The organism is Dictyoglomus sp. LHC4, assembly GCF_055181355.1.
Window position 1 is genome coordinate 837,142 of the sequence record NZ_CM143707.1, and the last position, 14,696, is coordinate 851,837.

Consider the following 14,696-nt stretch of genomic DNA (forward strand, 5'->3'; position numbering starts at 1 on the left):
TTTAAATGGGGAGAGGATATGTTTCTCTCCCCATATTTTATGGATTTTTATGACAAAAGAATATATAGGAAGAAAATATAGAAGGTTAATGAAAACAGAGGATCTTGTAAGTTTTTCCGTAAAAATTCGGGAAAGTGATCTATTTGTTTTAGCTGAGAAAAACCTTGAAGAAGAAACATTAAAAATTTTATCTTTCTATAGACAACAATTAGAAGATTATATATCAAGAGATCCTTTATTTAGGCTATCCTTAACTCCTTACACTGTAGAAGAGGATGCACCTTTAATAGTTAAACAGATGGCATACTGGACAGGAAAGGTAGGGGTTGGACCAATGGCTTCTGTGGCAGGAGCTATATCAGAGTTTGTTGGAAAAGATCTTTTAAATTATTCCTCTCAAATAATTATTGAAAATGGTGGAGATATTTTCATTTCTACAAAAAAAGAAAGAAAAGTATTAATCTTTGCAGGAGAATCTCCCTGGAGTAATAAAATAGGGATACTTATTCCTAAAAATTCGGTATTGGGTATTTGTACATCTTCTGGAACAGTAGGACCTTCTCTTAGTTTTGGCAAAGCTGATGCTGTTGTTATAATATCACATTCTGCTATTTTTGCAGATGCTATGGCTACAGCAGTGGGAAATCTTATTCAAAAGCCTGAAGATATAAATATAGGATTAGAATTTGCTAAAAGATTTCTAGAAGTTCATCAAGTAATAATTATTATAGGAGAACATTTAGGAGCTTGGGGCAAATATGAATTGATAGATGTTTAATATCTAAACTATTTCCACAGTTACTTGTGTGTTTTTTTCTGGTACATTTATATCCACAATTTTCCCTTTTAAATCTGGATTGCTTATTAGTTCTTCCCATTCTTCTGGAGAGAAATCTATTTTTCCTCCGTATTTTTCTGCATATGAATTAGCAAATTTTAGGCCCCATTTTGCTAAGGATAGTGGGATACTTATGTTTACTATATTATTTCCATTTTCTATTACCTTTAATAGAAGTAACCTTTTGCCTCTATTTTGAGTCTCTTCTAATTTTTTTAAGAGTTCTTCTGCTTCTTCTACTGTAATTCTGCCTTCTTGAACTAATCTCAAAATTTTATATCTTTCTTCTCTCATTTTTATCCTCCTTTTATGATCATATCTTTTAGAATTGTAGATAATCTTTATTCCAAAGTATATGAAAATAAGAGGCCAAAATTTCCATAGATCCTTAAGCAAAGGTATTTGAAAATTTTGGGCAATAAGAGATATACCAATAATTAGAAAAACTATCCCCCAAAAATATTTATTAAACATCTTTATCCTCCTCTAAAGCCTTTAAAGCCTCTTGAACTGTAATTTCTCCTTTTTCTAATTTATCAATGATCCATCTTATTTTGTCTTTTGGCTCCTCCTCAGATAAAAGTCCTAAATTTTTTAAGATATTATCCAATTTACTTCTCACTGTAGGGTAAGAAATTTTAAGAATTCTTTCCATTTCTCTTACGTTTCCTCTTGTTTTTAGAAAGAGCTCTAAGAACTCCATTTCTTCTTTGCTTAGACTTGCTAATCTGCTAACCCAAAATTCTCCTTCAATAGTTATCTTACAATCAGGACATTCGAGTTTCCTGATAATCATTTCTTTACCACATATAGGACATTTTGGTAAATTGTGAGGCATCTTTTCCTCCTTTAAAAATTTACAAATAAATTTTATAATTTTGAATTATAAAAATCAATATTTTGAATAAAAAATTTTTACTATGGTAAAAAGTTTACTCTGAGCGTAATGCTTGTATTGGATCCAAATTGGCGGCACGCATAGCAGGTAATACTCCAAATATAAGTCCTATAAAAAGAGAGAAAAAGAAACCAAGTAGTACTGTGGTTATATTAAAAGAATAAGGTATTTCAAAATTTTTCAATATTTCTCCAGTGATTATGGATAAAATGATTCCTAAAAATCCACCTATTACTCCTAAAAAGGATGATTCAGTAAGAAATTGAATTAAAATATCTTTTCTTCTGGCTCCTATGGCTTTTCTTATACCAATTTCCTTATACCTTTCTGTAACAGAGACCAACATTATGTTCATTATTCCAATACCTCCTACAATAAGGGATATACTTGCTATTCCTGCTAATGTTAAAGTTAATATATTCAATATTTCATTCATAGCAGATAAAAGATCTTCTTGTTTTGCAACAATGAAATTTAATTTTCCTCTGATTTGCTTTAGTATAAATATGAGCTTTTGTTTATAAATATCAATTTTTTTTGAATCTTTTACTTGAGCAATAATAATATTAAGATTTTGATCTCCTTTTAAGATAAAGGCGGTAGTAATAGGTATTATGATTCTGGAATCTAAATCACCTAAATTTTGGCTATATCCCCTTTCTTTGAGAACCCCTATAACTCTAAAATTGTAGCTACCTATTTTAATTATCTTGTTCAGTGATTCTTGAGGTTGAGACGCAATATTTTGTGCAATCTTAGGTCCTATGATGCATACTTTTTCCTTTGAAGATATTTCATACTCTGAAAAGAATCTTCCATGGGTAATTCCATCTTTATTGATGATTAATCCATTGTTATCAGTACCATAAATAGTAGCATTAATAGAAAAAATTTTGTATTTCACTTCTAAGTAAGAGGTCATCATAGATGAGAATATAATTTCATCTTTAAATACTCTTCTTAGAGATAGTAAGTCATTATACTTAAAAAGCTGAGGAATAACTCCTCTTTGATTTCTAAAATTCTGATTTCTGATAGAATTAAATGTTCCTTCTGTTTCTACCGATGTAGGAAAGATTAATAGGGTATTTCCACCTAAATTTTCAATTATTTGAAGAGTCTGGTTTTTAGCACCTTCTCCTATAGAAATAAGGAGAACTACGGAAAATACACCAATAATAATCCCTAAGATGGTTAAAAAGGATCTTAACTTATTACTTTTAAGAGTAAAAATAGCCATCTTTAGGTTTTCATAAAATTTTGTGTTCATTTTAGTTTTCTTTATATATTTTTATTTTGGAGTTATCAGAGATTTTATCAAGAGGAGATAAGATCACTAAATCTCCTTCTTTTAGTCCTTCTTTTATTTCCACATAATCAGTATTCATATCTCCTATTACAACTTCTTTACTTTTTGCTCTTCCATTTTCTACAGTGTAGACATAGGTTTTGCCTTCTTTGAAGGAGATAGTACTTAAAGGTATAACAATAATATTTTCCTTTACTCCTATATTTATGGTAGCAGAAATACTCATACCTTCTACTACTTTATTTCCAAGTTGGGGAAGATTGGCAGAAACCTCATAAGAGTAAGAACCATCTTTATTTAACGAAGGAATCATGTTTATGGATGTTATTTTTCCCCTCCATGGGTTTTCTTCCAAAGCATCTACATATATTTCTACATCCTGACCTTCTTTTATTTTTAAAACATTGTTTTCATCTACTTTTAGTAAACCAACTAAAGAAGTAGGATCAATTATAGTAATTATGGAGTTACTATTTGAAATATTAAGGTTGAATAAGGATAATAGACTGGAGAGATTTCCTAAGAAATTTGTAGCTGGGGCTTGTTCTTGAGATTTTATGGTTTCTCCGGGAGTAATATTTACTTTGGCGATAATACCAGATATTGGGGCTTTTAATATTCGTTCTTCATAAAGGTTTTTTAAAGAATCATAATAATTTTCTAAGGTTTTTAATTGATCTTGGGAGAAATAAGGAGTGTTACTTTGTTGAAAACCTATACCTCTTAATGCGGTGTTTATTTTCAAAAGGTCGATCATATTTTTTATTTGGTCCATCTGTTTTTTTAATTCTTGAGCATCTATTGTAGCCAGTATATCTCCTTTTTTAACTTTGTCTCCTGGTTTTACTCTAACTTCTTTTACTACTCCGGATATTTTAGGATATATGTCTATTTTTCTTGAAAAAGATAAAATACCACTTACGCTTATAGATAAGGGTAAATCTCTTCTTGAGACCCTTAATACTTCTACCTCTACAGGTCTATTAATCATTTGAAAATATGCAAAAAGAGCTATAGCAATTCCTAATATTAATATAGTTATATATACTTTTCTCATTTGCCTGATACCTCGTTTAATTTGTCAAGAGAAATTTTTAAGAACTCCAAATAACCTTTTGTCCATCCTGCAAAATTTTCTAAATTACGAAGGATAATTTTATCATACTCTTTTCTTAATTGAGAAGGTTTACTAAATAATTCTTTTGGGGCTTTATAATTTTTATTGTCATTTATTCCAAGAAAATATTTAGATTGAATCTCCCATAATTTTCCTGCATCTTTTCTTGCTTCCCATGCTGCTTTAATTCCTGCTTCTTCTGGATTATCTACTTTTTGAGGTTGGGCCTTTTTAATGGTTTGAATATATATAGGATTTTTATTTATTATTTGCCATTCTTGATAATCTTCTAAAGTATAATGATGATTTTCTCCCTGGGCAATGAGTTTTTCAAGATTAAAAATATTACCAATAACGTTTCCCAGAGGCATAGGATAGGCGTGAAAAGGCTGTGTAAGGTCCTGAAGGTAGTGGAGGCTATAAGCAAAGAAACGGAAACCCCAATAATAATCATTCTTTTGGAAGGCCTCTTTGGCTAAGTTCCAAAAATGGATTATTCTTTTGGGTGCTTCGCCTAATTTAAGGGTTCCACCAAAAAGTATATAATATTGATGTCTCCAACCTGAGCTTCCTCCTGTAAGTTTTTGCATAGAGTTAAGATTTATGTTTTCATCCATTCTCATATCTGGTTCAGTTACATATCTTGTGATTATTGTTATGGCATCTATTTTATCACCTATTTTTTCTCCGCGATAGGGAATAATGTATGATGGATTGTATGGGGATGTATCATGATAGGTATAAGCTGTTACAGTTATGTTCTTGTATTTTTTTATCCAATCTAAATCTTTCAATATGATTTCTGTCATTTCTCTATGGGCAGACCAAGAAAAAGCTGGGTAGAGAAAAAGTATTATTAAGAAAATACTTAAAGTTACTTTTTTCCACATGTTGGATTATCCTCCTTTTATTTTAGATAACTCTTTTTCCTGAAATCTTATCAAACACATAAATTCTATTTGGAAGGGAAAATAATAGAGTTTCTCCTACATGAAATCTTATATTTTCCTTTATTTCTATTTTTATGATTTCCTTTTCTTCGGTTTCCACATTTAGGATTCTTAAAGTATCTGAGGGGGTTCCATCGATAAAAAAGATTTCTCCTCTAAAAACTCCTTCAGAAGTAATTTTTATATCCTTTGCATGAAAACCTATAAGGTATTCTCCGTCTCTTATAGTATATTTAATAGAAATATCTTTTGAACCTATGATAATGTGAGAATTTATAATCTTTGCTTCTATAAGATTCATTGGAGGTTTTCCTACAAAAGAAGCCACAAAAGAATTTTTAGGATCTTCTATTAATTCATCATAAGTACCAACCTGTAATATTTTCCCTTCATTCATTACTGCTATTATATCCCCCATACTTGTTGCTTCTATTTGATCGTGGGTAACATATACTGATGTAACTTGAAATCTTAAAAGGAGTTTTTTTATTTGTACTCTTGTTATAGTCCTTAATCTTGCATCTAAATTAGATAAGGGTTCGTCAAATAACATAACTGAAGGATTTCTAATTATACATCTTCCTATTGCTACTCTTTGTTGTTCTCCTCCTGAAAGTTGTTTTGGTTTTTTATTTAGTAAGTATTGAAAATCAACTCCTAATATCTCTGCTGTTTCTTTAATTTTCTCATCAATTACTTTTTCTGGGGTTTTTTTAATCCAAAATGGAAATGCTAAATTACCTCTTGCTTCGTAGTGAGGATAAAGGGCATAGTTTTGAAAAACCATTCCAATTTTTCTTTCAACTGGTGAGAGATCATTGACTTTTTGTTGATTAAAATAAATATTTCCACTATCTGGGTTTTCTAAACCTGCTATTACTTTTAATAAAGTAGTTTTACCACATCCAGATGGGCCTATTACAGCTAATGTTTTCCCTTCGGGAATTTCTAAATTAATATTCTCTAAAGCATTTATAAATTTTTTCTCTTTTAATAAGCCTTCCTCTTTATAAGTTTTATATATATTTTCAAGAGTTATTTTTATTCCCATATTTATATTTCAAAGATTTGTGGATCAATTTTTATGTTTATCTGAAGGTTTTTATATATTCTCCTATGTACTAATGTTCTTTTTCCCTTAATGTCTTCATATTGTTCTAAGGAAACAGGTAAAAATGAATTTTTTTCTATATATATCCTTTGGAAAGAATAATTATATAATTTATCTCTACTATTTCCTATTTCTACTATGTAACAATTATAGTTTAAGAAAGCAATTTCCTTTAATCCAGTTGGGTTATTGTTAATTAATAAATCTATGATATAATCAAAAGTGAGGTCAGGTATCTGTCCCTTTCTAATAGAAATTGCTAAGGGATCATCTACGTTTAAAGATAAGGGAATAAAGCTCAATAATCCACCTTTTTTATATCTTACTTTACCTGTTTGATATACCATTATTGTCCCCTTATCTTTTCCCTCTAATACTTCCAACCTTATTTTATCTGGTTTCTGATAATAAAATTTATATGTAATATATTCTTCGTTATTCCCTATTCTATTATAAACCTCAAGAATACTATAAAGAGTGGATACTTTATTATTAGCTTCTTGGGCTTTTCTTATTACTTCATCAATAGATATACCTAAGGATAGGGATGTGCTTAATAAAATAAATGATAAAAATAATATAAAATGATGTTTAATTTTCTTCTGATAATTTAATGGTTTCATATTCACCTGTTGTAGTATAAACATCTTTTCCAAAATAGAGAAGGGCTTTGTACTTTGAAGGATCATAAATGGTTTCAAAATATTCTTCTAAGGCTTCAGAGTAAATTACTTTACCTATTACTAAGTTATGATCAGCCTTAAATTCTACAATATCTTCTAAAAAACATTCTATATGTGCGGTACATTCCTTGATTAGGGGAGCAGCTATTTTATGGGCAGGTATGGGAGTAAGGTTAGCCTTTTTAAATTTATCTGTATTTCTACCACTAAATCTTCCACATATAAAAACTGATTTTCTTAAAGAATAATCAGGAATGTTTATTGCAAAGTTTTCTGTTTCTTTAATAAGGGTATAAGTATATCTCTCTGGTCTAAGACTTACAGCAATAAGAGGTGGGTTTATACTTACTGGTATAACCCAAGATATAGTCATAACATTAGGCCTTTGATTTTTGCTAATACTTGTGATAAGAAGAGCAGGCAGGGGATGTAATAGATAGGTAAAGGTATTTTTTATTTCTTTATACACAATATCACTCCTCATCTTATATTTTTAATATCCATTCAAAATCGTAATTTTTAGATGAAAATACTCCATTTTTATATTCAAGTTTCTCGGTTTCTAAAAAGACTAACATTTGGCTACCAAACTTATTTATATCTTTGGCTTTTGCAAACTCTTTTAGAGAATATAGAGTAAATGTGATAAAAAGGGTTTTAGAATCATATATATTTTTCTCATCTTCTGTATATAGAATTATGTTGATATTTGTTTTATCAGGAAGCTCTGAACTATTTAATGCAGAGACCAAATTTTTAAGAATTCTATTTATCATGGAAGGATAAGGATTACCTTTTTGGGAGAGTTTTGTATAAAAAGATAGGTTTAAACCAATTGCGGGATGATATATGGGAATACTCATTTTAAAAGAATCATCAAGCCCTTTTAAGTCTTTTTCTAAATTGGATTTTACAAGATTGTTAAATGTTAATACATGAAGGGTAAATATAGTAACTGGTTTTTTCTCAATATTTTTTTGAGTGGGGGTTTGAGTATTTTGGGCAAAGCTTAAATTTATGATTAAAATTACAATAAGAATCAAAGTTATAATTTTTTTCATTTTATTATTTCCTCCTTAAAGGATTTTATTTTTCTCTTATTATATAATAATTCATATGGATAACCAATTTAGTGATAAGAAAATTTATATTCTCCCTTCTAAAAAGAAGCAAGAATTTCTTAAACGTGTAGAGAAAGACCTAAATGAGGAACAGAAAAAGGTAGTTTTAGAAGCAGATGGTCCTTCCTTGGTTATTGCTGGACCTGGATCAGGAAAGACTCGTACAGTTATCTATAGAGTAGGATATCTTATTGCTTTAGGTTATTCTCCTAAGAATATTATGCTTTTAACCTTCACCAACCATGCCGCTAAAAACATGATAAACAGGGCTTCTGCTTTAATAGGAGAAAAGGCTGAGGATATATGGGGAGGTACTTTTCATCATGTGGGAAATAGAATTTTAAGAATATTTGGAAAGGAAATTGGAATGAGGGTAGATTATAACATATTGGATAGAGAGGATTCAGCAGATCTTATTGATGAATGTTTAGATGAGATGGGGGAGGAAGAATTAGGTAAAAATTTAGTTTTGGAAATATTTAGTTATAAGGTGAATACTGGGAAAAACTGGGATGAAGTTTTAAAAATAAAGGCTTCTCATATTATAGAGAAGGCAGATTTAATTGAAAAAGTTTTTAAAAAATATGAAGAAAGAAAAAGAGATTTGAATCTTGTGGATTATGATGATCTACTTATGTTTTGGTATAAACTTCTTATGGATAAAGACAAGGTAAGAAAGAGCCTAAATTATAGATTTATCTGGCTTTTAGTAGACGAATATCAGGATACAAATTGGCTTCAAGGAGAGATTGTAAGACTTATGAGAGAGGAAAATAAAAATATATTGGTAGTTGGAGATGACGCTCAAAGTATATATTCCTTTAGAGGAGCTACTATTGATAATATATTGAATTTTCCTAATATGTTTTTAGGTACGAAGATTTTTTATTTAGAATATAACTATAGAAGTACACCCGAGATAATAGCTTTGGCTAATGAGATTATTAAGAGAAATGTAAATCAGTATCCTAAGACTATAAGACCTGTATTAAAAAGTGGATCTAAACCAAAATTAGTATGGGTAAGAGATGAGGAAGAGGGAGCTCAATTTGTGGTAGAGATCATAAAAAATATGCATCAGGAAGGTATTAAATATAAGAATATGGGAGTACTTTTTAGGTCTAACTATCATTCTATGAGTTTACAAATAGAACTTACTACTCAAGGTATTCCATATGAGGTAAGAGGAGGTTTAAGATTCTTTGAACAAGCTCATATAAAAGATATGCTTTCCATATTAAAAATTCTATATAATCCCCAAGATGAACTTTCTGCCCAGAGATTTTTTAAACTGTTTCCAGGAATTGGTAGAGCTTATGCAAAAAAGTTTGCTTCTGTTTTGAGAGAAACAAGAGATTTTGAAAGGATATTTCAGATCTCAGTAAGTGGTAGAACTTTAGAGGGTTTAAGAAGGATAAGAGATTTATGGGATAAGATTAAGAATATTCCTTTAGATAGATTTTCAGATATTCTATTTGTTTTTTATAACGAAGAGTACAGAAATTATTTGGAAACTAAAAATCCTGATTTTAAAGATAGAGAAAAGGATATTGTTCAACTTATTAATTTTTCTCAAAAGTATAAGAATTTAGGCGATTTTTTAAGCGAACTTACCTTATATACCTATGCAGGAGAAAAATTAATGGAAGAAGAAGGGGAAGAAAAGGATTATGTAGTTTTGTCTACTATTCATCAGGCAAAGGGTTTAGAGTGGGATGTGGTTTTTATTCTCCGTTTAGTACAAGGAGAATTTCCTTCTTATAAAAGTATGGATAATTTAGAAGAAGAAAGGAGACTTTTTTATGTGGCAGTAACAAGAGCCAAAAGAGAACTTTTTGTTATTACTCACATGATGAAAAGATTTAAGGATATGAATGTATTTAATAAGCCTTCCATGTTTATCGAAGAGCTCCCTAAGGAGGAGCTCTTCGAAGAGTGGATTGTTAAGAGAGAATGATTAACTTTTATTGATTCTTTAAAAGTTCATTTGCTTGTTCTGCAAATATAAAGTCTACCACTTCTACATCTACATTTTTTACACCTTCTATTTCTTTAATGGCTTTTTTGATGGATAGAGCAAGTTGAATACCCAAAGGACAAAAAGGAGTTGTGGGTCTAAATACAACTTTTACATTTCCATCATTGTCTACTTCCAGTTTATCGATGGTATTAAGTGTTACTAAATCCAAACCTACCTCAGGGTCTGTTATTTCTCTAAGTCTGTTTTCTATTTGCTCTTTTAAATTCATACCTTTCACCTCGTAAATTTTTTTTATTATAATATACCTGGTATAATAAGGTAAAATTAAAATTTAATTAAAGATTTATAGGAGGTATTATGAAGAAGATTCTAATAGTGGAAGACGAAGAAAATGTTAGAAGCCTTATCAGAGAAACCTTGGATTTTTTAAAAAAATATGAGATACACGAAGCTGGGACAGGTAGGGAAGCATTAGAGAAAATAAGAGAAGTACAACCCGATTTAGTAATTCTTGATATAATGCTTCCTGATATTGATGGTTATAGTATATGTGAACAAATAAAAGGTGATCCTTCTATGAATACGATGGTACTTATACTTACAGCAAGATCCAGCGAATTAGATAAAAAAGTTGGTTATAGTATGGGGGCAGATGAGTATATGACTAAACCTTTTGGTCTTGCGGATTTGATTGCTAAGGTAGAACTACTTTTAGGAGCATAGAAATTTTATGAAAGTTTACTATAATCAAAAGAGAGAAAACTTTTTATCTTTATTTAGGGGCTTAATTCTTTTTGTAGCTCTTCTTCTTGTAAAGTTTGATATTGTGCCTCCTACAGATGTAAGAGTATTTAATATTTTTCTCGTTATTTCGTCCATCTATGTATTATTTACTACTATTTTCCCTGTACATAAATATCCCTTTCTTTATAAGCATGAAATATTTGCCTCTATAGATGTTATACTGGTATCAATTCTGGTATATTTAACTGGGGGTATAAGCAGTGATTTATACTTATTCTTGGTTTTTCCAGTGGTAGCAGCAGCCTTTAGATATGATTTTAGGACTGCAATTCTTTCTGCTTTTTTAGTTACTCTTGTTTTTATTCTTTTTGGAATAATTCAGGGAATAAATGTAGTCTTAAGTTCTGCCTATATCAGAATTTTAGAACTTGGGATTATGGCTATCGTTTTAGCTCTGTTTTTAAATTATATTGGTAGAGAAAGCTTAAAACTCGAACAGAAAATAAATGAAATGAAGATATTCTCTGATATAACTAAGGCAGTAAATTCATCCTTGGATACTAAAGAGGTTTTAGGACTTATTTTAGATTCTGCTGTTAGATTACTTGATGCTGATGGTGGAACCATATTTCTTAAAGATAAAGAGACAGGGGATTTAATCTTTGAAAAGGCTATAGGAGAAAAGGGAGATTTATTAGAAGGTAAAAAGCTTGCGAAGGGAGAAGGAATAGTTAGTTGGGTTGTGGAGACAGGAAATCCTGCTATTGTGAATAATCCATCTAAGGATAAAAGGTTTAGTCAATATTATGACTATATATCAGGTTTCAAAACAGGTTCTATTTTATGTGTACCTCTTAAGGTCGGAGATGAAGTATTAGGAGCAATAGAAGTAGTTAATAGTACAAAGAATAAGAAATTTTCTAATTATGAATTAGAGATGCTTATTAATTTATCTTATGAAACTTCTATAGCTTTGCATAAGGCAATCCTTTACAGTAATGTAAATTTGGAAAGAGAAAAGATGAAAAAGATTCTTGAAAATATAGGTGATGGGTTAATAATTCTTGATGGACGAAAGAGATTAAGTATGTGGAACAACGTAGCAAATAATTTCTTTAATATTTCACAAGAAAATATTCAAAAGAGATGTACAGAAGTATTAAAATGTAGAAATACAAATGGAGAATTAATGTGTTCTGAATGTCCGCTTGATAAGATGGTTTTTCAAGGATTATCCATACTTCAATATGAGATTAAAACTTGGAATGGCCAAAAAGAATATATTCTTGGATGTAATCTTTCTTCTATATGGGAAGGAAGAAAAGTAACTAATTTTATTTTAGCTCTTAGAGATATTAGTTTGATAAAAGAATTGGATAGAATGAAGTCAGAATTTGTAGCTAATGTTTCTCATGAGTTGAAGACTCCATTAACTGCAATAAAGGGTTATAGTGAGCTTTTAATGAAAATGAATCTCCCTCCAGAGAAAATAAAAAATTATCATCAGATCATATACAAGGAGGCAGAAAGGCTTACTCAACTTATAAATGATCTTCTGGATGTATCAAGAATTGAGTCAGGAAGAATAGAACTTAGAAAAGATATGGTAGAGTTGAGAAGAATAATTAGAGAAAGAGCTTCTTTTTTCCAAACTCAAACTTCAAAACACAAAATAATTTTGCAATTTCCAGAATATCCTACCCTTCTTTTAGGTGATTCAGCAAGACTTACACAGGTATTTCATAATCTTTTAGATAATGCTATAAAGTATTCCCCAAATGGAGGAAATGTATGGATGAGAGTTACCGATAAAATGGAGGATATAATTATAGAGGTGCAAGATCAAGGATTAGGAATACCTCCAGAGCATCTTCCCCATATATTTGATAGATTTTATCGGGTTGACAGTTCATTGAGAAAATCAACAAGTGGTACTGGTTTGGGGCTTTCAATAGTTAAGAGTATAGTAGAAGCCCATAATGGTAAAATATCTGTTAATAGTAAGGTAGGTGAAGGTACTACCTTTATAATAAAATTGCCTCGAAGATATTCTTTAGTGGATCCTTTAACGGGAACGCTTTCTCTTCCTTACTTTTTCCCTATCCTTTGGAGAGAGCTTTATAGAGAAAAAGCATCTTTTGCCTTTGGTAAAATTGCTTATGAATTTGAAGGTCTTGTTTCGGAGAATTTAAAAAGATCTTCTATTTTTAATCTAGCATCATTAATAAAGGATAAATTAAGACCCAATGATCTTATAGGTCATGGTTTTGATAGATTTTATGTTTTTACCCGTTCTGTAATGGATATTGAAGAAAAAGTCTCCCATATCTCTTTGGGAGATATGGGAGCTATGAGATTGAAATTTAGTTTTATTTCATCCACAAGTAAAACTATTGAAGATGTAGTTAAATTAATAAATGAAGATTTTTAACGAGACTCCCATGTTGATATACTGTAATTAGGTGCTTCTTTTGTTATTATTACATCATGAGGATGGCTTTCTCTAAGTCCAGCATTAGTTATTTTTATAAATTTGGTCTTTGTTCTTAACTCTTCTAAATTTCTAACACCACAATAACCCATACCTGATTTAAGCCCCCCTACAAGTTGGAAGATAACTTCTGAAACTGGTCCTCTATATGGTACTCGTCCCTCAATACCTTCTGGTACAAGTTTTTCTGAATTTTCTTGGAAATATCTATCTTTACTTCCTTCTTTCATTGCTGAGAGAGAGCCCATACCTCTATATACTTTAAAGCTTCTACCTTGATATATTTCAATTTCTCCAGGACTTTCTTCAGTACCAGCAAGTAGGCTTCCTAACATAACTGCATGAGCTCCAGCTGCTATTGCTTTTGTAATATCTCCAGAAAATTTTATCCCTCCGTCTGCAATTATTGGCACGTTATATTTTTTTGCCTCCTCAGAACATTCCCATATAGCTGTGAATTGTGGTACTCCTATACCTGCCACAACTCGAGTAGTACAAATGGACCCAGGTCCTATACCCACTTTAACTGCATCTGCTCCTGCTTCTATTAATGCTTTTGTGCCTTCTGCTGTTGCCACGTTACCCGCAATTATTACTATATTGTCTTTAAATAATTTTTTTAATTCTTTAACAGTTTCTAATACCTTTTTATGATGTCCATGAGCCGTATCAACTACAATAACATCTACTTCAGCTTCCACTAATGCTTTTGCTCTTTCAATAGCCTCTGAACCTACCCCTATAGCAGCACCAGCCAAAAGCCTACCTTTACTATCTTTTGCTGCATTAGGATATTGTTTCATTTTTTGAATGTCCTTTATTGTAATAAGACCCTTTAATTTATAATCTTTATCTACAATAGGAAGTTTTTCAATTTTATATCTTTGTAGAATTTCTTGGGCATCCTTAATAGTTACACCAACCTGAGCAACTATAAGATTTTCTTTAGTCATTACTTCGTATATTTTTTTGTTCATATCAGTTTCAAATCTTAGATCTCTATTAGTAACAATCCCTACAAGCTTACCATTTTTTTCTACAACAGGTAATCCAGAAATGTGGTATTTTGACAAGATATTTAAGGCATCACCGACTGTTTGATCTGGATATAAGAATATGGGATCTGTAATCATACCATGTTCTGATCTTTTTACCTTGTCAACTTCCTCTGCTTGTTTTTCAATGGAAAGATTTCTATGAATAATTCCTAAGCCTCCCTCTCTTGCCATGGCAATAGCCATTCTTGCTTCTGTTACTGTATCCATTGCGGCACTTAATATGGGAATATTTAGATGAATCTTATCAGTAATATATGTATCGACACTTACTTCTTTTGGGGTTACTTCACTATATGCTGGTACTAATAGTATGTCATCAAAAGTTAGAGCTTCTCCTAAGAATCTTTCATTAAAATTCATAACCTTTTTAGCCTCCTTCTTGGTTGGAAAGTTTT

The 14,696-nt window shown here is 30.6% G+C and carries 15 protein-coding genes; 4 read left to right on the forward strand and 11 right to left on the reverse strand.

Annotation, left to right across the window (positions count from 1 at the left end; all coding sequences use genetic code 11):
- The first annotated feature begins 49 nt into the window (after positions 1–49).
- Positions 50–778, forward strand: a complete 729-nt coding sequence (locus ACY3JO_RS04055) for a UPF0280 family protein (protein WP_463085533.1) — start codon at positions 50–52, stop codon at positions 776–778.
- Positions 779–781: 3 nt separating this feature from the next.
- Here ACY3JO_RS04055 and ACY3JO_RS04060 read toward each other — a convergent pair whose 3' ends face one another.
- From ACY3JO_RS04060 to ACY3JO_RS04100, 9 genes are all read right to left on the reverse strand, one after another.
- The gene (locus ACY3JO_RS04060) at positions 782–1,312 is read right to left on the reverse strand and encodes an SHOCT-like domain-containing protein (RefSeq protein WP_463085534.1); all 531 of its coding nucleotides are present in this window, start codon (positions 1,310–1,312) and stop codon (positions 782–784) included.
- The gene (locus tag ACY3JO_RS04065) at positions 1,305–1,676 is read right to left on the reverse strand and encodes a DUF2089 family protein (RefSeq protein ID WP_463082476.1); all 372 of its coding nucleotides are present in this window, start codon (positions 1,674–1,676) and stop codon (positions 1,305–1,307) included. Before ACY3JO_RS04065 ends, ACY3JO_RS04060 begins: the two co-directional genes overlap by 8 nt.
- A gap of 94 nt (positions 1,677–1,770) precedes the next feature.
- The gene (locus ACY3JO_RS04070) at positions 1,771–3,006 is read right to left on the reverse strand and encodes an ABC transporter permease (RefSeq protein ID WP_463085535.1); all 1,236 of its coding nucleotides are present in this window, start codon (positions 3,004–3,006) and stop codon (positions 1,771–1,773) included.
- 1 nt (position 3,007) lies between these two features.
- Positions 3,008–4,102 (reverse strand): efflux RND transporter periplasmic adaptor subunit, encoded by a 1,095-nt coding sequence (locus ACY3JO_RS04075; protein WP_463085536.1) that lies wholly within the window; start codon positions 4,100–4,102, stop codon positions 3,008–3,010.
- Positions 4,099–5,052, reverse strand: a complete 954-nt coding sequence (locus ACY3JO_RS04080) for a hypothetical protein (protein WP_463085537.1) — start codon at positions 5,050–5,052, stop codon at positions 4,099–4,101. Before ACY3JO_RS04080 ends, ACY3JO_RS04075 begins: the two co-directional genes overlap by 4 nt.
- Positions 5,053–5,074: 22 nt before the next feature.
- Entirely contained in the window at positions 5,075–6,163 is a 1,089-nt protein-coding gene (locus ACY3JO_RS04085; RefSeq protein ID WP_463085538.1) for an ABC transporter ATP-binding protein, read from the reverse strand.
- A gap of 2 nt (positions 6,164–6,165) precedes the next feature.
- On the reverse strand, positions 6,166–6,846 hold the full coding sequence (locus ACY3JO_RS04090) for a LolA family protein (RefSeq protein ID WP_463085539.1): 681 nt from the start codon (positions 6,844–6,846) through the stop codon (positions 6,166–6,168).
- Entirely contained in the window at positions 6,815–7,375 is a 561-nt protein-coding gene (locus ACY3JO_RS04095) for a flavin reductase family protein (protein WP_463085540.1), read from the reverse strand. Before ACY3JO_RS04095 ends, ACY3JO_RS04090 begins: the two co-directional genes overlap by 32 nt.
- A gap of 16 nt (positions 7,376–7,391) precedes the next feature.
- Complete coding sequence (locus ACY3JO_RS04100) at positions 7,392–7,967, reverse strand: hypothetical protein (RefSeq protein ID WP_463085541.1); 576 nt, start codon at positions 7,965–7,967, stop codon at positions 7,392–7,394.
- Between the two features lie 55 nt (positions 7,968–8,022).
- Between ACY3JO_RS04100 and ACY3JO_RS04105 the strand changes: the two genes are divergently transcribed.
- On the forward strand, positions 8,023–9,984 hold the full coding sequence (locus tag ACY3JO_RS04105) for an ATP-dependent helicase (RefSeq protein WP_463085542.1): 1,962 nt from the start codon (positions 8,023–8,025) through the stop codon (positions 9,982–9,984).
- A 7-nt stretch (positions 9,985–9,991) separates the two neighbouring features.
- Here the strand turns inward: ACY3JO_RS04105 and ACY3JO_RS04110 are convergent, their stop codons facing one another.
- Positions 9,992–10,276 (reverse strand): metal-sulfur cluster assembly factor, encoded by a 285-nt coding sequence (locus ACY3JO_RS04110; protein ID WP_463085543.1) that lies wholly within the window; start codon positions 10,274–10,276, stop codon positions 9,992–9,994.
- A gap of 89 nt (positions 10,277–10,365) precedes the next feature.
- Here ACY3JO_RS04110 and ACY3JO_RS04115 point away from each other — a divergent pair, with 89 nt between their 5' ends.
- Both ACY3JO_RS04115 and ACY3JO_RS04120 read left to right on the forward strand, forming a co-directional pair.
- Positions 10,366–10,731 carry a response regulator transcription factor gene (locus tag ACY3JO_RS04115; RefSeq protein WP_463085544.1) on the forward strand — a complete coding sequence of 122 codons (366 nt, stop codon included), beginning with the start codon at positions 10,366–10,368 and terminating at the stop codon, positions 10,729–10,731.
- Positions 10,732–10,738: 7 nt separating this feature from the next.
- On the forward strand, positions 10,739–13,183 hold the full coding sequence (locus tag ACY3JO_RS04120; RefSeq protein ID WP_463085545.1) for an ATP-binding protein: 2,445 nt from the start codon (positions 10,739–10,741) through the stop codon (positions 13,181–13,183).
- On the opposite strand, the gene guaB is transcribed toward ACY3JO_RS04120, so the two are convergent.
- Positions 13,180–14,661: an IMP dehydrogenase gene (gene guaB, locus ACY3JO_RS04125; protein WP_463085546.1), complete on the reverse strand. Its 1,482-nt coding sequence runs from the start codon at positions 14,659–14,661 to the stop codon at positions 13,180–13,182. The genes ACY3JO_RS04120 and guaB overlap by 4 nt on opposite strands.
- Positions 14,662–14,696: the final 35 nt, after the last annotated feature.

Bases quoted from the DNA above. Each gene is read 5' to 3' on its own strand.
- ACY3JO_RS04065 (WP_463082476.1), bottom strand. From the start codon at position 1,676: ATGCCTCACAATTTACCAAAATGTCCTATATGTGGTAAAGAAATGATT.
- ACY3JO_RS04110 (WP_463085543.1), bottom strand. From the start codon at position 10,276: ATGAATTTAAAAGAGCAAATAGAAAACAGACTTAGAGAAATAACAGAC.
- ACY3JO_RS04100 (WP_463085541.1), bottom strand. From the start codon at position 7,967: ATGAAAAAAATTATAACTTTGATTCTTATTGTAATTTTAATCATAAAT.
- ACY3JO_RS04080 (WP_463085537.1), bottom strand. From the start codon at position 5,052: ATGTGGAAAAAAGTAACTTTAAGTATTTTCTTAATAATACTTTTTCTC.
- ACY3JO_RS04115 (WP_463085544.1), top strand. From the start codon at position 10,366: ATGAAGAAGATTCTAATAGTGGAAGACGAAGAAAATGTTAGAAGCCTT.
- ACY3JO_RS04075 (WP_463085536.1), bottom strand. From the start codon at position 4,102: ATGAGAAAAGTATATATAACTATATTAATATTAGGAATTGCTATAGCT.
- ACY3JO_RS04055 (WP_463085533.1), top strand. From the start codon at position 50: ATGACAAAAGAATATATAGGAAGAAAATATAGAAGGTTAATGAAAACA.
- guaB (WP_463085546.1), bottom strand. From the start codon at position 14,661: ATGAATTTTAATGAAAGATTCTTAGGAGAAGCTCTAACTTTTGATGAC.
- ACY3JO_RS04120 (WP_463085545.1), top strand. From the start codon at position 10,739: ATGAAAGTTTACTATAATCAAAAGAGAGAAAACTTTTTATCTTTATTT.
- ACY3JO_RS04060 (WP_463085534.1), bottom strand. From the start codon at position 1,312: ATGTTTAATAAATATTTTTGGGGGATAGTTTTTCTAATTATTGGTATA.
- ACY3JO_RS04090 (WP_463085539.1), bottom strand. From the start codon at position 6,846: ATGAAACCATTAAATTATCAGAAGAAAATTAAACATCATTTTATATTA.
- ACY3JO_RS04070 (WP_463085535.1), bottom strand. From the start codon at position 3,006: ATGAACACAAAATTTTATGAAAACCTAAAGATGGCTATTTTTACTCTT.
- ACY3JO_RS04085 (WP_463085538.1), bottom strand. From the start codon at position 6,163: ATGGGAATAAAAATAACTCTTGAAAATATATATAAAACTTATAAAGAG.
- ACY3JO_RS04105 (WP_463085542.1), top strand. From the start codon at position 8,023: ATGGATAACCAATTTAGTGATAAGAAAATTTATATTCTCCCTTCTAAA.